The organism is Shewanella pealeana ATCC 700345 (assembly GCF_000018285.1).
In the GTDB taxonomy this organism is placed as follows: domain Bacteria; phylum Pseudomonadota; class Gammaproteobacteria; order Enterobacterales; family Shewanellaceae; genus Shewanella; species Shewanella pealeana.
In genome coordinates, this window is the sequence record NC_009901.1 from 3180508 (window position 1) to 3197192 (window position 16685).

Here is a 16685-nt window from a genome sequence, read left to right on the forward strand (position 1 = left end):
AATCTAGTTTTAAGGAAGACCTGTCATGCAAACTCAAAACAAATTAGGTATTTCTGGACGTATTGCTAGCGCCTTTCAATCCAGTGCTATCACGCCATTATTGGCCCTCTTAGGCTTGTTGTTCGGGCTATTCGCGGTGATCGTGACGCCTAAAGAGGAAGAGCCACAAATCGATGTCACCTTTGCCGATGTGTATGTCCCCTTTCCTGGCGCTACCCCGCGAGAAGTAGAAAGCTTAGTTACCTTACCGACTGAGCAGATTATCTCGGAAATTAAAGGCATAGACACCCTCTATTCATTTTCTCAGTCTGACGGCGCCCTGTTTATCGTGGTGTTTGAGGTGGGTATTGCTCGTAATGAGGCCATAGTCAAACTCTACAACCAGCTTTACTCTAACCAGTATAAACTTCCGCTCGAAGCGGGTGTGGGAGAGCCGCAAATTAAACCTCGCGGCATCGATGATGTTCCTATTGTTAGCCTAACCCTATGGTCAAAAGACCAGTCTGTTTCCGCAGAGATGCTCACTCACGTTGCTAACGGCTTAGAGACCGAGATAAAAAGGATCCCCGGCACCAGAGAGATTAGCTCCTTTGGTGATCAACAACTTAGCCTCAACGTTAGAATCGATCCGGTTAAGATGAATTATTTCGGCGTCTCGTTCGATGAAATAAATCAAAGCCTGATGAGCAATAATCATATCTCAATGCCAAGCTCTCTAGTTCAAGGTAATCAAGAGATAAAAGTGCAAGCGGGTCAATTTCTGCAAAACATTGAAGATGTGAAGCAACTCGTGGTCGCGGTAAAACAAGACAGCGACGGGCATGCTGCCCCGGTTTATGTCGCTGACTTTGCCGATATCACGCTTAAAGCTGACTTGCCAACCAAAAGTGCATGGCATGGCGACAAGCAAAATATCTACCCAGCCGTTACTGTCGCCATAGGTAAGCAACCCGGTATGAATGCCGTCGATGTCGCGAACACTATCATGGACAGAGTCGCTAAAGTCCAAAATGTGTTGCTCCCTGATGGCATCGAAGTGAGCATTTCGCGAAACTACGGCGAGACTGCAGGAGATAAAGCCAATACCCTGATTTTTAAGCTAGTATTTGCCTCTGCGGCAGTGGTGATCTTAGTCTTAATGACAATGGGATTCAGAGAGGCCCTGGTCGTTGGCATTGCTATCGTCATTACCTTAGCCTTCACCCTTTTTGCCTCATGGGCTTGGGGCTTCACTCTAAACCGAATCTCGCTGTTTGCGTTGATTTTCTCTATCGGCATATTGGTTGATGACGCCATCGTGGTGGTTGAAAACATTCACCGACATATGGCTATGGGCAAGCGCTCATTCTCAGAGATCATTCCTATTGCGGTTGATGAAGTGGGCGGTCCTACTATTTTAGCGACCTTTACTGTTATCGCAGCCTTGCTACCTATGGCCTTTGTCTCAGGCTTGATGGGGCCTTATATGAGCCCAATTCCGATCAATGCCAGTATGGGAATGCTAATCTCCCTTGCCGTGGCGTTTGTTATCACCCCTTGGCTGAGCCGAAAACTCCTCAAACGCCCAGTATCACAGCATAACCAAGACAGCCCGCTTGATAGAGCTGATCCGGCTCTGGGAAAAGGCATGATGTTTCGCCTATTCAATCGCTTAATTAGCCCATTCGTTAAAGGAGAAAATGCCAGAAAAGCAAGATTAGGTTTAGCAGCGGCTATTTTCATTCTGATTGCAGGGGCTATAGCGCTGCCAATGGCAAAATTGGTCGTGCTGAAAATGCTGCCTTTCGATAATAAGTCTGAATTCCAAGTCATGGTCGACTTGCCAGAAGGCACGCCTGTTGAACAGACTCAAAAAGCATTAAAAGAGCTAGGCCGTTACCTAAACCAAGTAGAAGAGGTAGAAAGTTACCAGCTCTATGCCGGCACCAGCGCCCCAATCAACTTTAATGGATTAGTGCGTCATTACTTCCTGCGTCAGACTCAAGAGCTTGGAGATATCCAAGTGAACTTAGTCGATAAAAAGCATCGTGACCGAGATAGCCACAGCACCGCTCTGTCTGTTAGGGCGCCACTGCAAGCAATTGGTGCTAAATACCATGCCAATATTAAAGTCGTTGAAGTTCCACCCGGCCCACCCGTTTGGTCGCCCATCCTCGCTGAAGTTTATGGTCCCAGTGAAGCTATTCGTGAGCAGGCGGCGAACCAATTACTTGGGGTATTTAAACAGACCAAAGATGTGGTCGATATCGATATCTATCTGCCTGAATCGGCAGCCAAGTGGCAGGTAATCATCGACAGAACTAAGGCCAGCTTACTAGGAGTGCCTTATAGCCAGATAGTCGACTTAGTCGCAACCTCTGTCGGCGGCAAGAACATCAGCTATCTACATAAAGAGAATCAAAAGCATGCGATACCTATTAAGATCCAACTCCAAGAGGGAGCAAAAGTCGATTTAGAGCAAGTGTTAAATCTAACACTGCGTAGCAGTAGCGGCCAAGCCGTTGCCGTATCTGAATTAGTCAGGATCGACAAAGGTAATATTGATACGCCAATCATCCATAAAAACATGATCCCGATGATCATGGTGGTTGCCGATATGGCTGGCCCTCTAGACAGCCCGCTCTATGGCATGTTCGATATGGTCGGCCAGATAAATGATGCGCAAAGCTCTGGCTCTGGCTCTGGTTCTGGTTCTGGTTCTGGTTCTGGCTCTGATTTAGCTTCAAGCTCAACTTTAGCATTCGAGCAACATTTCATCAGTCAACCAAGTGGACTCGATAGCGTTGCAGTGCTTTGGGACGGTGAATGGAAAGTGACCTATGAGACCTTCAGAGACATGGGGATCGCCTACGGCGTTGGCATGCTCGCCATTTATCTATTGGTCGTTGCCCAATTTAGATCCTATCTGGTTCCACTGATTATCATGGCGCCTATTCCACTGACCATTATCGGAGTGATGCCTGGCCATGCACTACTGGGTGCGCAGTTTACCGCCACCTCCATGATAGGCATGATTGCGCTGGCGGGGATCATAGTGCGTAACTCGATTCTGTTAGTCGACTTCATTCATCAAGAAACGGCCGCAGGAGTGCCATTTCAGCAAGCGGTTATCCACTCTGGAGCCGTGCGAGCCAAGCCCATTATGCTAACGGCCTTAGCAGCCATGATAGGCGCGCTATTTATCATAGATGACCCGATTTTTAATGGTCTTGCCATCAGTTTAATCTTTGGCATATTGATCTCAACGCTGTTAACCCTAGTGGTGATCCCAGTGCTTTATTATGCAGCGATGAAAAAGCGTTATTTGTAATCAACCTCTATTTATGGCGGTAACCTCCGCCATAGTCACTTACATTTAAAAGGAGTTTTCATGTCAATTGAACGCGCCATCATGGCATTTGCCGGCTTTATGGTTTTACTATCAACAATCCTAACTGTATGGATTAATGATAATTTTATCTGGCTCACCATTTTTGTAGGAGCTAATTTACTCCAAAGCGCCTATACTGGATTTTGTCCGGCAGCCATAATTATGCGCAAGCTAGGTTTGAAGTCTGAAGCACAGTTAGCGACTGCCAATCAAAAATAAATAACGACAAATATAGGTATATTGATGAGTAACGCTTTTAATTTACAGCATAAACTACCAAAAAATATGATTTGGTTGTTAGGGCTAAGTGTTTTACTAATGATGCTTAGCACATTTGCTAGCGCCGCCGATCAAGACGCTAAAGTGGCTTGGCAAAAAATTGAAGCTGGTGCATTAGTTGTAGACGTGCGCACACCTGGTGAATTTGCTCAGGGCCACCTACCGAACGCTATCAATATTCCTTATGAGCAAATTAATAGTGCATTTAGCAAGCAGCAGATAGCAAAAGATCGCTCTGTAGTGGTCTATTGTCGTAGCGGAAACCGCAGCGGCATCGCCAATAAGATGCTTGTGAGCGAAGGTTACACTAACGTTTACAACGGTGGTGGATACCAAATGTTGATGAGTCAACAGCACTAAGCAGTAGAGCACATAGATTGAAAGGCCGCTTATTGTGGCCTTTTTATTTAGCGACAATTTAATGACCAAGATCTGTAATTAATAAGCTGATATAATTGGCTGATACAGGTAAGTACCAACAAGACGATTGCAACAATACTATGACTCAAGTAAACAACCCACTGCACGGCATTAAGCTCGAAGATTTATTAACAGATCTAGTCGACCATTATGGTTGGGAAGAGCTAGGTAGCCGAATTGATATCCGCTGCTTTAATCATGACCCAAGTATTAAGTCGAGTTTAAAGTTTTTGCGTAAGACGCAATGGGCGAGAGATAAAGTTGAATACCTTTATCTAAAAATGCATAAATTGCCTTTGCCAGCACCGAGAGATTATGACGCTGAAACTAAAGCGCCTAAACCACAGAGATCTAAAGAGCCATTACCTGAAGCGAATGCAAAAATCTGGGGCAAATAACCCTAGCTTGCTCTGAAATATGACATTGGTTTAATCTTATGGCATTAAACCAATGCGTCTTCAGTTTACTTAGATAGGGAACTCAAAAATTAATCGCCACACCTCAATGCCATCCCCCGCACGATAACTTAAACCAAAGCGCTCAATATTAACTAAGTCCCAGCCAACTGGTTTTGAAAAAGCGAAAGTCATCCCCACTTCATAGCTGTTTGACACCAACACATCTTCTTCAAAAGGCGTGGTAAACTTTAACCTGTCAAAGTACCAATAACCCGCGACAAAAAACCTCGGCTCAATCTCGACCCCTTTCACTTGAAAGTAAAAATTGGTGCCAATATCAACACCAGACTGAACCGCAGAGTAGGTTTCGCTGCTGTTATCATTTAGTGTGGTATAGCCAGCAAAGAAGACTCGATTGACCCAAACAGGCGAAGTATCGCCAAGCTCAAAATCAAGTAGACTCGACATTCCCGCCGAGTAGATAGCGACATCATTGCCATTAGTAAAGTTGGTACCAAAGCCAAGATCGGCGTAAGTTTGAAATTCATGGGTCTCGGAGGTTTTTACCCGGTATTCCACTCCAGGCGTCACAGTCAAGGTGCCAACACTCGAAGGAAACTCGCCTTCGGGTAGATCGCTCCAAGTAAAGTTAAAAAAGCCCAAAGAGACAGGTGTATTTAATACCAAAGACTCATCTTCAGAGCGCATGAGATCGAAACTAATAGGAATATTAGCAACCGTCGTGTTTTGGCCTGAAGTACGATAAATACCACTACCGAGGTAATTAGCAAATGCGTAGTGGCTATAGTCGACTTCAGTCTCAGCCATAACGTGTGGGGAAAACAACGGCAGCAATAAAGCGAGGTAACGCAAACGGCTCATAAATCGACTTTAAACTTAATTAAACTCTAATAGATAGCCCGAATATAGCGTTATAGCATGGGAAAAGCCAAAGAAATTAAGGCTTTTCCCTGAGTAGATTAGTCTTTATCAACTTCGGGATCGGTTTCAGTGAAGTGATGCTCAGACATCATGTGTCCAAGCTGGGTCGACTTAGTCTTGAGGTAACCTTCGTTATAGCGATTTTTGCCCACTTGCAGTGGCACACGTTCGACAACTTCCAATCCAAAGCTTTGCATCGCTTTAACCTTACGGGGATTATTGGTCATTAAACGCACTTTATCGACACCAATCTTCTCCATCATAGGGATGATCATATCGTATTTACGCATATCGGCTTCAAAACCTAAACGTTCGTTAGCTTCTACCGTATTAGCACCTTGATCTTGTAGCTCATAAGCACGGATCTTATTAAGCAGACCGATACCACGACCTTCTTGGCGCAAGTAGAGGATAAATCCTTGACCTTCTTCGGCAATATTCTGCATCGCGGTTTGCAGTTGAAAACCACAATCACAGCGCAAACTAAACAATGCATCGCCAGTTAAACATTCTGAATGGATACGTCCAAGGATTGGTGCATCTGGGGTAAATGTGCCAAAGGTAAGCGCTACATGCTCTTTACCCGTCTCACTATCTTCAAAACCATGCATTTCGAAAACACCCCAAGGGGTTGGTAATTTTGAAGACGCGATGTATTTAATCGACATGAAAAAACCTTAACGACAACTCTCACTCCTTGAGACTGCAAACATCCTGATAAAGAAAATAAATTGCTTGAGACGATACTCTTGCTAGCCCTATGACCCAATAAGTCTATGGCTTAAAGAAATCTTCAATCGCCATAAACGGTCATAGAGCCAGCATAAGCTTAGTACTTAGCGATAACCATGAAGCGGCTCACTAAATGAATAACTAAAAATACTTAAAACTCTTTTGGAGCGAAGCCAGTAACTTGCTTAATCCCCATTTCACGGCCTAATGCCGTCATTGGGTGCACAACTACCAGACCTTTAACTGACTTTTTCAACTTACCCATGTCAGCCTGTTCGGCTTTAGTCAGTACACGGTTAAACTTAAGGCCAACAACTGTACTGCCTTCTTTGCTTAGCTCACGAGTCTGTTGACCTTTAACACTGCTGATCCGCTTAGTGATCGCGGCAATTTCTTTCTTAAACTGCATCACGATTGTAGGATCGGCACGCTTTTCAGCTGCTGCTAGCTTACGACGAAATTTGTCTAACTTATCGTTGAGCGTTTGCAGCTCCTGCTTTAAATTCATTTACAGACCTTAAATTCAAATCTAATTAACACGTTTAGAAACAAAAACAGCATCAGTGAACTGATGCAGCTTTGTCATTATTGCCACATTATAACAGTATATAAGTCAATTTTACCTAGGTTTATAGCTAAACAAATTACAAGTTACTGCTAAATTTACCTAAGATAATGGATCTTTTGGTTACTACTGCCCTTAAAAACTAAGCTCGGGTCGGAAAGTGACTGCTCAAATTTACCATCAACCACAACATTGACTAAATCGACTATCTCTTGTTGCGCCGCGCTCAGATTGCCTAAGGTGTAGCCTGTCCACAACCAAATATCTTTACCAGGGCACTGCTCTTTGACTTGCTTAACTAGAGATAAAATAGCCTCTAAATTAGCCGGAAATAACGGATCACCGCCAGATAATGACAAGCCGCGACGCTTAATGCGTGTATCGTTCAAATCATCAATGATGCATTGTTGCATCTGCTCATCAAACAGGTGACCCGAACACGGGTTCCAAGTCGATTGGTTGTAGCAGCCACGGCATTGGTGCTCACATCCCGACACAAACAGAGTCGCTCGAGTACCCGGTCCATTTATCACATCGGTTTGATAGTATTGATGATAATTCATAATAAACTCGTTTCAGTTAGAATTTAGCTTTAACTAGAAAACAAAAAGGTGCTGAACACAGCACCTTTTATTTTATGTACACAAACCCAATATCTACAGGCTTAGCCATTTGCATGCTAAGCCCCTAGTATTTTTACTACAGGTGCTTAACGCGGCGCTTGACTTCTTCTTGCTTGCCGTAGTTAAACGGTCTCGCGTCAGGGCTACCTAAGTAACCACATACGCGGCGAGTGACCGATACACGGCTTGGTTCATGGTTGCCACATTTAGGACAAGTGAAACCTTTGCTGGTACAGCTAAACTCACCGGTATAGCCACAGTCATAACACTCATCGATTGGTGTATTCGTGCCGTAGTAAGGCACTCGACTGTAGCTGTAATCCCACACATCTTCTAACGCTTCAACGTTATTTTGCATGTTAGGGAACTCGCCGTAACAGATGAAGCCACCGTTAGCTAACTCTGGGTATGGCTGTTCAAAATCAATCTTGTCGTAAGGGTTAACTTGTTTCTCAACATCCAAGTGGAAGCTGTTGGTGTAGTAACCTTTAGCCGTTACGCCATCAACAACACCGAATACTTTAGTGTCTAGGGCGCAAAAACGGCTGCACAAGTTCTCACTTGGCGTGCTATACAAGCTAAATGCATAACCAGACTCTTTCTTCCAGTTTTCAGTTGCTCGCTTCATGTACTTAATCACTTCGATAGCTTTTTCACGCAGCATTTCGCTGTCGTAAACGTGCTCTTCGGTGCCATAGAGTGCATTGATAGTTTCATGAAGGCCAATATAACCCAGTGAAATTGACGCGCGGCCATTCTTAAAGATCTCAGAAATCTCATCATCGGCGCGCAGACGTACACCACAAGCCCCTTCCATATAAAGAATTGGCGCTACGCGAGCTTTAACCCCTTCTAGACGTGCGATACGTGTATCTAAGCCCTTACGAGCAATCAATAGACGTTGATCTAAGATGCGGTAGAACTCTGCCTCATCACCCTTAGCTTCTAGGGCAATACGTGGCAAGTTAAGACTGACAACACCTAGATTGTTACGGCCTTCGTGTACTAGCTCACCGTCTTGCTCGAAAGTACCTAAGAAGCTACGACAACCCATAGGCGTCTTAAATGAGCCTGTGACTCTTTCTACTTGTTCGTAGTTAAGAATATCAGGGTACATACGAGTCGTTGCACACTTAAGTGCTAACTGCTTGATGTCGTAGTTACAATCACCGGTTTTATGGTTAATACCATCACGGATAGCAAATACTAGCTTAGGGAATACCGCAGTCTTACGATTCTTACCAAGACCTGCGATACGTACTTTCATCATTGATTGTTGAATTAAGCGCGATTCCCAAGAGGTACCTAAACCAAATCCAAATGTCACAAATGGCGTTTGGCCATTCGCAGTATGCAGGGTGTTCACTTCATATTCGAGTGACTGGAATGCATCGTGACACTCTTTCTCGGTTTGCGCTGTCGCGAAAGCTTTGGCATCGGTAATGCCCCAAGTCAGTGCCACTTGGTAATGCTTGTCATAGCTCTTGGCAACAAACGGTGCTAGCACTTCGTCGATACGGTTGATGGTGGTACCGCCATAGATATGGCTCGCCACTTGAGCAATAATTTGCGCCGTTACGGCCGTCGCGGTAGAGATTGATTTTGGTGTTTCAATCTCGGCATTACCCATCTTAAAGCCTTGGGTCAACATGCCGCTTAAGTCGATAAGCATACAGTTAAACATTGGGAAGAATGGCGCGTAATCTAAGTCATGGTAATGGATCTCACCAGACTCGTGAGCAGCAACGACATCTTTTGGTAAGATGTGGCACTTAGCATAATGCTTAGCCACGATACCTGCTAACAGATCTCGCTGAGTCGGAATAACCTTAGAGTCCTTGTTGGCGTTCTCGTTTAACAAAGCTGCATTGCTTTGCTCAACCAGGCCACGGATCTCTTTGTTTAAGCGGCTGCTGACTTCGCGCTTAACGTCACGATCGTGACGGTATTCAATGTAGACACGTGCTAATGATTTATGTGGGCCTTCCATCAACAAGTTTTCAACTGAATCTTGTAGATCGTGAATGTTCACTTCCTCTAATTCAGCGACAGTTTGACTTACTTTTTCTGCAACTTGTTGGGCATATTCAGCGCACTCAATACCTACCGAGTTAGCAGCTGCTATCACGGCATCTTTAATCCTTGTTTCGTCAAAAGGCGTACGGTAACCATCCCGTTTAATAACCACTGGCATTGTTTAATTCCTCTTCAGCTCGCTCATCAAAGCAACACTATATATAGTGCTACTTTTTCAATAAATCACAATATGTGGCGCATTAAGCTATAAAACAGGAATAAGAACATTGATCCAGATCATGATTTTAAAAGAGGAAGACAATAAGAAAACAGTTCTGCCTACAAAGCCACTGATCTCAAATTATGGTCTTGACGGAGACTTAGAAGCGGGCTAGTGACAGGATAATTGAGGTATAAATTGTGGATAAATTTTGGCAATGAAAAGCCTTGTAAAATAACTGACGCCGCAACTTATTGGTTGCTTTGAAAAAGGGGCTGATAAATGCTCCATCTAAGCCGGTTTTTACAGAATATGTTGACCAAAGATTGAAATTTTTAAGGTGTAATAAAGAACAATAATTGCTAATGCTTGTTAGCGAGAGCGAGGTAGCTATTAAGCTGACCATTCTCCTGTTGATGCTCTCCCGTCATGGAAGTTAACTGCATCAATGCTTTAAGCCCTTTGTACTGGTCCACTTGCGTTTCGCTCAGCGATTTTTCCGAGTTTAACAGCTCAGTTATCTGGCTAGATACACGGTTAGCTTTTTGGGCAACCAAAGGGGACTGAGAAAAATCCATTGCCCCCATAACCCACTTAGCATCGTCAAGCATCTGTGCCAGCTTTTTATCGCCTTCACTATCACTCAAAGCCGAAGCTTGCTGGTCAATAAAGTCAGATAGAGATTGTTCATCGGCAGGAGGGAGCTCAAATCCACTATTCGATAAGCGATTGAGTTGCCCTTCGGAAAGAATGCCATCTTGGTACAGTCGTTGGATAAGTGAAGGCAGCTTGGCTGAGGTGAACTGGCCTCCTTTAAAGAAGTCATCAGCCATCGCTTCGATTTTCTGCGCTCTCTCGGCGCGGCCTGACAAGACTAAGGTATTGTCATTCTTAGTCAGCTCTGTCGCAGTTAGAGTCTGTTTGCCACTATTTGCTGTAATGTTTTCAGCATTGGCAACATTTGACTGTTCCCTATTAACGCCATAGGCGTCAGATAGCGTATTACTATTTACTGCATTGTTGATACTGCTAAGTAGGTTCATCGTCAAAAAGCCGGCGTTAACTGAATATAACCTTGTTAAAGCATTTAGTGTGCCGATTTATCAAGTTGAAAATCAACTGCCTATTTTTGCGTCAACTCATGGGTTAGCTCATAAGTTAAAGACAGGCACAAAGTTCTCAGTGACTCCACTTGCTCGTCGGTCATGTTGACCTTATCCAGCAAAGTTTGCTTTAGTGCCAAGGCTTCTAGCTTAAGCTTAAAACCGTCATCAGTCAGTACAATTACCTTTTTACGCTCATCGCTTTCATCGGCTAGACGCTGCAAAAAGCCTTTCGCTTCAAGCCGTTTAACAATGGGCGTTAAGGTGCCCATATCGAGCCGTGTGGATTTAGATATTTGTGTAAGGCTCACCCTGTCTTGCAACCATAAAGACTGCATTACTAAGTATTGCGGATACGTTAGCTCATAGCGTTCCAATAACGGCCTATAGGCTCTCATCAGTGCGTTTGCCGCTGTATAAAGCGCAAAACAGACATTATCAGAAAGGCATGCATCGACAGTATTGTTTGAGTTGTTGTTGGTCACAGCTACTAAGCTTAGGCTAGTCAGGAATGTCGCTAATATTAACCCACATCTAAGCTCAAAACTAGTTTGCGAGCAATTATTTTGCGCGCAAAGTAATTGCAAAATAAATTTTACCTGTCTATGATACTGACAATTACTTTGCGCACAAAACAATTTAAGGAATGACATGAATATCCAAGAAATTCAATTGAAGTCTCGTCCAGAAGGCATGCCTACCGCCGACAACTTTGTTCTGGCAAAAGGGTCAATCTCCCCAATAAAACAAGGCGAGTTCTTGGTCAAAAATTTATGGATGTCTGTGGACCCTTATATGCGCGGCCGTATGATTGACAGAAAAAGTTACATTGCTCCTTTCCAGATAGGTAAAGTATTAGAAGGCGGCGCTATTGGTGAAGTCATTGAGTCTCTCAACCCGGCCTTTTCTATCGGCAGTAAGGTCAGCAGTATGCTTGGCTGGCGTAGTCACTTTGTTAGTGACGGAGCCGAGATCACTATTTTGCCAAATACTCCGATTTCTGAGTCGCATTTCCTTGGGGTTCTCGGTATGCCTGGTATGACCGCTTGGACAGGACTCAATCGTATTGCACAATTAACAGCCGGTGAAACCTTGTTTGTCTCTGCTGCATCTGGTGCTGTTGGCAGCGTAGTGGCACAGATAGGAAAACTCATGGGTGCGCGCGTTGTAGCCTCCGTCGGCTCAGATGAAAAAGCTCAATACCTGACCTCGCTGGGTGTCGACGCCGTAATTAACTACAAAACTTGTGGCGATTTAGACGCCGCACTGGGTCACGCCGCCCCTGAAGGGATTGACGTCTACTTTGAAAATGTCGGTGGAGAGCATCTGAGCGCCGCACTAAATCATATGAAAGATCACGGCCGAATTGCCGTGTGCGGCATGATAGCTCAGTATAATGACACAGCCCCTACGCCGGGACCGAGTAACCTTGCCCAGATCATTATTAAAAAGTTAAAGATTGAAGGCTTTATCGTATTTGAACATTGGGATCACTACCCCCAATTTGCGGCGCAGATGGGGCAATGGCTAGCCGAAGGCAAGGTGCAAGCAGAGCAAACTATTTATGAAGGCTTAGAAAACGCACCCGATGCATTTATTGGGCTATTTGAGGGGAAGAACCGCGGCAAGATGGTGGTTAAACTTGCTTGAAGCAAGCTAGAAAGTCCACTGGTAACTCATTACTTAGAATTTATCTAGATTAGCTTACGTGTGAAGTTTGACGTGAAAAGCTTATCTGGAAAGCTATAGGCATAAAAAAGGCGCACAACGCGCCTTTTTTATGTCTAACTTTCCCTTGCCACATAGGCCTTTGCGCATTTTCGACTTGCTAGAGCTTACTTAAGACTTGGCTATTACTTACTGAACACTTACTAAGAATCTAGAGCTTAAGCTCTCTCAGCAGAATGCTGTGCCAGAGCCGCCTCAATAAGATGCGCGACTTGTTCAACCGCGGCTTCACCCGCTTGAATCGCTTCTTCTGCACGATGAAACTCCATGGTTCCGATATCGCCCAGATCAGGCACAATGCAGATATCCGGTGGATCGCCCATTAAACGCGCTCTCTTATGGCGCTGTTCTAGAATATCCATCGACTGTGACATCACTGCAAGCATGCCAGGATTTGGATTTTGCGCCGTGCCCGTTTTATGGCCTAAAGAGAATTTATCCGTTAAGCCTGTAATATAATCTCGGCCCCTAGCTAACAAATCGGTAAAGCCTTTATCTTGATGCTGCTCCGCTTCTTGGACTTCTTGCTTAGTTGGCTTATGGCTCTTCATACTGACTGGCAGTACTTGCATGCGACCACGACGCAGCCCATGTAGATCAACCGCGATGACTAAATCGACTCCCATAGAACGGCTAACTGAAACCGGAACAGGGTTAACTACCGCACCGTCGACCAACCAACGCTCTCCCACTTTAACCGGGGGTAAAATGCCAGGCATGGAGCAAGACGCGCGCACAGCATGACGTAAATCCCCTTCTCTGAACCAAATTTCCTGACCAGAATAAAGGTCAGTAGCAACGGCTGCGAATGGCTTTTTCAAATCTTCTATCTGCATATCGCCAATGCGCTTTTGCAGGACGTCGAACACTCGCTCGCCGCCAATTAATCCGCCACGCCCCCAGCTTAGATCCATCAGCCCAAGTACATCCCAGCTGCTAAAACTACGAACCCAATTCTCAAGTTCTTCTAGATGATCATTAGCGTAAGCCGCGCCAACTAATGCACCAATAGAGCAGCCTGCAATTTTATCGGGATAGATCCCCATTTTGGCAAGGCCGTTTAATACACCAATATGCGCCCAACCTTTTGCAGCTCCGCTACCTAACGCTAGGCCAATTCGTACCGAATGTTTCTTTGTAGACACGCTAAAATGACTCCATTGGTTGGCTTTAAAATAGACTCTTTATGATTTACAGCCAAAGAGCCTTATATCAATTGTTAAATAAAACCATTCGTATTAGTAAGGTAAGTGGATCTCTAATGACACTAAACGAAGGTTCCTCTGGGGAACGTGGCGCATTTTAGCAGATATATCGCCATTTGAAGAACAAAGTTGATGGGTATTCGTAGCGCGCAGGCAAATCTGTAGGTTATAATACGCGGTCATATCATTTATGGAGTACACCTTTGCAATTTACCGATTTCGCACTGGATCAACGTCTGTTACAGAGCCTTAAGCACATGGGCATTGACACCCCAACAGAGATCCAGGAGCAAGCCATTCCTGTTGCCCTAGCAGGCAAAGACCTAATGGCGTCTTCTAAAACAGGCTCAGGTAAAACATTAGCCTTTTTATTGCCTGCGATGCAAAGACTGATTTCGTGTAAAGCATTGAGTAAACGCGATCCGCGCGTGGTCATTCTATTACCGACCCGCGAATTGGCCACTCAAGTGTACAGCCAGCTACGACTTTTAGTTGCCAACACTCAATTCAAGGCAACCAAGATTCTAGGTGGTGAGAACTTTAATGATCAAGCCAAAGCCCTATCCCGAGATCCGCACTTTGTTGTGGCAACACCAGGCCGCTTAGCTGACCACCTAAAACAGCATCACCTGCACCTTAATGGTCTTGAACTGCTGATCTTAGATGAAGCAGACCGCATGCTAGATCTTGGCTTTGCCGAGCAGTTGAAAATGATTAACGCTGCAGCGGATCATAAGCGTCGTCAAACACTTATGTTCTCAGCGACTTTAGATCACGGCGATGTAAATGACATTGCCAATGAGCTATTGAAGTTCCCTGAGCACGTAGCCATTGGCGCGGGTAATCTAGAACATAAAGATATTACTCAACGTATCTTCTTATGTGACCATTTGGATCATAAAGAAGCCATTTTGACTCGCATTCTAAAAGAAGAGCAGCAAAAGCAGATCATCATCTTCACTGCTACAAGACAAGATACTGACCGCCTAGCGACAAAGTTAGCTGCAGAAGGTTTTAAAACCGCATCATTAAGCGGTGAGTTAAAGCAAAATGCCCGTAACCAAATCATGGATGAGTTTAGCCGTGGCTTGCAGCAAATTCTTGTGACTACTGACGTTGCCTCTCGTGGACTGGATCTATTAAACGTATCTTTAGTAATTAACTTTGATATGCCAAAGTTTGCCGAAGAGTATGTACACCGTATTGGCCGTACTGGCCGCGCAGGTGCAAAAGGTGATGCTATCTCTCTTGTGGGTCCTAAAGACTGGATTAACTTTACTCAAGTACAAACGTTCTTAAATAAGACGTTCAACTTTAGCGAGCTTGAAGGCCTAAAAGCAAAATTCAGTGGCGTTAAAGCCCAAGCGCAAACACCACGCAAAGTTAAGCCTGCTGTTGCAGCTAAAAAGAAAGCTGTTACCGCTAAGAAAAAAACCGCAGCAAAAGCGGCAGCCAATCGTGATAGACGTTTTGCTACCGGCGTTGATGTTGGCGATGCGCCAATGCTTAGAAAACCTAAAGCTAAGCTACAAGACACACCTGAAGATTAATCTCTAGGGTAACTACGAGCACTTAAGCATCCACTGCAAAGCCGCAATGAGTCATATCACTGCGGCTTTTTTGTGACTAAGCAAATAGTCTCTGCCCTACTCTTTTGTGCACGTAAACACGTAATACCAATCAGTATAAAAAGTTGATCTACTCAGAGCGTTTTTGGCAAACTAATTCAAGGCAAATAGCTGAAAGAATGGTTATTCCCTTGTGAAGCTATTCAACGCAGAACTAGGCAGCCAAAATGGAACATGATGTGACTGAAATTCTGATTAGTGATTCGTTAGCATACCCAGCTGAACAAAAGTTATTTGAATAACACTATAAAGCTCATTAAAACGCTGACCGTTTCGAGAAATAGCGCTACAATATCGGCAATATTGTTTTTTTAAGGTTTATCATGAGAATTTGTGGCGTAGAGTTAAAAGGTGGCGAAGCCATCATCAGTTTATTGAGTAGTGAAGGCGAAACTTATAACGTGCCGGATTGCCGTCAAAAGTCATTCGTGATCTCAAACTCAGAAAACGCCGAAACAATGCGTGATTTTCACTTTGCTTTTGGCAAGTTGATTGAAGACTACAGAATCGACGAAATCGTGATTATTGAACGTGAACAGAAAGGCAAAGGCGCTGGTAGCGTAACTAGCTTTAAATTAGAAGCGTTGATTCAAATCATACCTGTAAATGTATCTTTGGTATCGCCAGTGGCTATCAAAGAGCAATTGAAGCGTAACCCTCCTCAAGTTGATTTTGAAGGTCTTGAGCTTAAACGTTTCCAAAAGAATGCATTTGAAGCCGCTTATGCCTTCCATAACATGACTATCTACAAGACTGACGAAGCGTAAGCTTATAAACTAGCACTGTAGATACTAATGGGCGCACTAACAGCGCCCTTTTTTTATCTAAAAACCAATACCTTAAAACAAGCACAGTATGCAACCACTCAAATACCTCGCTGGGTACTCAAGCGATATCCAAGAGCAAATTCAAAGCCTGTTAGCTCACGACAAGCTCGGGCAGTTCCTGCTTAAGCGTCACCCACAGATCCACTCAGTTCGCACAGACAAAGCGCTGTTCGACTACACCATGGAGATTAAGAATCAATATTTACGTAAGTCTCAGCCATTATCAAAAGTAATATTTGATGACAAGATATCCCTCAGTCATCAAGCCCTAGGTTTACATTCTTATGTAGCCCGTAAGCAAGGTGCAAAGATTAAAGCAAAAAATGAAATCCGCATCTCATCACGGCTTAAAAAGGTGCCCGAAGGGTTATTGAGAATGGTGGTGGTGCATGAGCTCGCCCATTTAAAAGAGAAAGATCATAACAAAGCTTTTTATCAGCTCTGCTGCCATATGGACGGTGACTACCATCAGCTAGAGTTTGAGTTAAGACTATTGCTAACCTTAATTGATGCAGGTAAAAACCCTTATACTTAATGTGATTAGCCAAAACAGATCTTGGCTAATCACTTCACTCCCCTAAGATACACCTTCTTTAGCTGATTCTGGCAGCTCACGTGCAATGAAGTCA

General features: G+C 44.2%; 16 protein-coding genes. 8 read left to right on the forward strand and 8 right to left on the reverse strand.

All coding sequences use genetic code 11. The features are described from left to right. Positions 1–25 precede the first annotated feature (25 nt). The 4 genes from SPEA_RS13835 (at position 26) to SPEA_RS13850 (ending at position 4467) form a co-directional block, all read left to right on the forward strand. Complete coding sequence (locus SPEA_RS13835; RefSeq protein WP_012155837.1) at positions 26–3310, forward strand: efflux RND transporter permease subunit; 3285 nt, start codon at positions 26–28, stop codon at positions 3308–3310. Positions 3311–3370: 60 nt separating this feature from the next. Continuing rightward, positions 3371–3589 carry a YgaP family membrane protein gene (locus SPEA_RS13840; protein WP_012155838.1) on the forward strand — a complete coding sequence of 73 codons (219 nt, stop codon included), beginning with the start codon at positions 3371–3373 and terminating at the stop codon, positions 3587–3589. A gap of 24 nt (positions 3590–3613) precedes the next feature. Further along, on the forward strand, positions 3614–4009 hold the full coding sequence (locus tag SPEA_RS13845) for a rhodanese-like domain-containing protein (protein ID WP_012155839.1): 396 nt from the start codon (positions 3614–3616) through the stop codon (positions 4007–4009). Positions 4010–4149: 140 nt separating this feature from the next. Then, positions 4150–4467, forward strand: a complete 318-nt coding sequence (locus SPEA_RS13850) for a VF530 family protein (protein WP_012155840.1) — start codon at positions 4150–4152, stop codon at positions 4465–4467. A 69-nt stretch (positions 4468–4536) separates the two neighbouring features. Here SPEA_RS13850 and SPEA_RS13855 read toward each other — a convergent pair whose 3' ends face one another. The 7 genes from SPEA_RS13855 to SPEA_RS13885 all read right to left on the reverse strand — a co-directional run bounded on the left by SPEA_RS13855 (position 4537) and on the right by SPEA_RS13885 (position 11153). Further along, positions 4537–5349, reverse strand: a complete 813-nt coding sequence (locus SPEA_RS13855; protein ID WP_012155841.1) for a hypothetical protein — start codon at positions 5347–5349, stop codon at positions 4537–4539. Positions 5350–5447: 98 nt separating this feature from the next. After that, the gene (gene ribA / locus SPEA_RS13860) at positions 5448–6077 is read right to left on the reverse strand and encodes a GTP cyclohydrolase II (protein WP_012155842.1); all 630 of its coding nucleotides are present in this window, start codon (positions 6075–6077) and stop codon (positions 5448–5450) included. Positions 6078–6292: 215 nt separating this feature from the next. Next, complete coding sequence (locus SPEA_RS13865) at positions 6293–6649, reverse strand: YibL family ribosome-associated protein (protein WP_012155843.1); 357 nt, start codon at positions 6647–6649, stop codon at positions 6293–6295. A 155-nt stretch (positions 6650–6804) separates the two neighbouring features. Beyond that, positions 6805–7269 (reverse strand): anaerobic ribonucleoside-triphosphate reductase-activating protein, encoded by a 465-nt coding sequence (gene nrdG, locus SPEA_RS13870; RefSeq protein ID WP_012155844.1) that lies wholly within the window; start codon positions 7267–7269, stop codon positions 6805–6807. Positions 7270–7405: 136 nt separating this feature from the next. Beyond that, positions 7406–9523, reverse strand: a complete 2118-nt coding sequence (nrdD, locus tag SPEA_RS13875; RefSeq protein ID WP_012155845.1) for an anaerobic ribonucleoside-triphosphate reductase — start codon at positions 9521–9523, stop codon at positions 7406–7408. A gap of 404 nt (positions 9524–9927) precedes the next feature. After that, positions 9928–10608: a hypothetical protein gene (locus SPEA_RS13880; protein WP_012155846.1), complete on the reverse strand. Its 681-nt coding sequence runs from the start codon at positions 10606–10608 to the stop codon at positions 9928–9930. An 80-nt stretch (positions 10609–10688) separates the two neighbouring features. Beyond that, entirely contained in the window at positions 10689–11153 is a 465-nt protein-coding gene (locus tag SPEA_RS13885; RefSeq protein WP_012155847.1) for a MarR family winged helix-turn-helix transcriptional regulator, read from the reverse strand. Positions 11154–11319: 166 nt separating this feature from the next. On the opposite strand from SPEA_RS13885, the gene SPEA_RS13890 reads away from it, so the two are divergent. Next, entirely contained in the window at positions 11320–12318 is a 999-nt protein-coding gene (locus SPEA_RS13890; protein ID WP_012155848.1) for an NADP-dependent oxidoreductase, read from the forward strand. 236 nt (positions 12319–12554) lie between these two features. Here the strand turns inward: SPEA_RS13890 and rssA are convergent, their stop codons facing one another. Next, the gene (rssA, locus tag SPEA_RS13895) at positions 12555–13541 is read right to left on the reverse strand and encodes a patatin-like phospholipase RssA (RefSeq protein ID WP_012155849.1); all 987 of its coding nucleotides are present in this window, start codon (positions 13539–13541) and stop codon (positions 12555–12557) included. A 263-nt stretch (positions 13542–13804) separates the two neighbouring features. Here rssA and SPEA_RS13900 point away from each other — a divergent pair, with 263 nt between their 5' ends. The 3 genes from SPEA_RS13900 to SPEA_RS13910 all read left to right on the forward strand — a co-directional run bounded on the left by SPEA_RS13900 (position 13805) and on the right by SPEA_RS13910 (position 16591). After that, positions 13805–15151: a DEAD/DEAH box helicase gene (locus SPEA_RS13900; RefSeq protein WP_012155850.1), complete on the forward strand. Its 1347-nt coding sequence runs from the start codon at positions 13805–13807 to the stop codon at positions 15149–15151. Positions 15152–15552: 401 nt separating this feature from the next. Further along, positions 15553–15996 carry a DUF3010 family protein gene (locus SPEA_RS13905; protein ID WP_012155851.1) on the forward strand — a complete coding sequence of 148 codons (444 nt, stop codon included), beginning with the start codon at positions 15553–15555 and terminating at the stop codon, positions 15994–15996. Between the two features lie 88 nt (positions 15997–16084). After that, positions 16085–16591 (forward strand): M48 metallopeptidase family protein, encoded by a 507-nt coding sequence (locus SPEA_RS13910; protein ID WP_012155852.1) that lies wholly within the window; start codon positions 16085–16087, stop codon positions 16589–16591. Positions 16592–16685 lie beyond the last annotated feature (94 nt).

Excerpts from the sequence above, each read along its gene's own strand:
- SPEA_RS13835 (WP_012155837.1), top strand. The coding sequence starts at position 26 with ATGCAAACTCAAAACAAATTAGGTATTTCTGGACGTATTGCTAGCGCC.
- SPEA_RS13840 (WP_012155838.1), top strand. The coding sequence starts at position 3,371 with ATGTCAATTGAACGCGCCATCATGGCATTTGCCGGCTTTATGGTTTTA.
- SPEA_RS13845 (WP_012155839.1), top strand. The coding sequence starts at position 3,614 with ATGAGTAACGCTTTTAATTTACAGCATAAACTACCAAAAAATATGATT.
- SPEA_RS13850 (WP_012155840.1), top strand. The coding sequence starts at position 4,150 with ATGACTCAAGTAAACAACCCACTGCACGGCATTAAGCTCGAAGATTTA.
- SPEA_RS13855 (WP_012155841.1), bottom strand. The coding sequence starts at position 5,349 with ATGAGCCGTTTGCGTTACCTCGCTTTATTGCTGCCGTTGTTTTCCCCA.
- ribA (WP_012155842.1), bottom strand. The coding sequence starts at position 6,077 with ATGTCGATTAAATACATCGCGTCTTCAAAATTACCAACCCCTTGGGGT.
- SPEA_RS13865 (WP_012155843.1), bottom strand. The coding sequence starts at position 6,649 with ATGAATTTAAAGCAGGAGCTGCAAACGCTCAACGATAAGTTAGACAAA.
- nrdG (WP_012155844.1), bottom strand. The coding sequence starts at position 7,269 with ATGAATTATCATCAATACTATCAAACCGATGTGATAAATGGACCGGGT.
- nrdD (WP_012155845.1), bottom strand. The coding sequence starts at position 9,523 with ATGCCAGTGGTTATTAAACGGGATGGTTACCGTACGCCTTTTGACGAA.
- SPEA_RS13880 (WP_012155846.1), bottom strand. The coding sequence starts at position 10,608 with ATGAACCTACTTAGCAGTATCAACAATGCAGTAAATAGTAATACGCTA.
- SPEA_RS13890 (WP_012155848.1), top strand. The coding sequence starts at position 11,320 with ATGAATATCCAAGAAATTCAATTGAAGTCTCGTCCAGAAGGCATGCCT.
- SPEA_RS13905 (WP_012155851.1), top strand. The coding sequence starts at position 15,553 with ATGAGAATTTGTGGCGTAGAGTTAAAAGGTGGCGAAGCCATCATCAGT.
- SPEA_RS13910 (WP_012155852.1), top strand. The coding sequence starts at position 16,085 with ATGCAACCACTCAAATACCTCGCTGGGTACTCAAGCGATATCCAAGAG.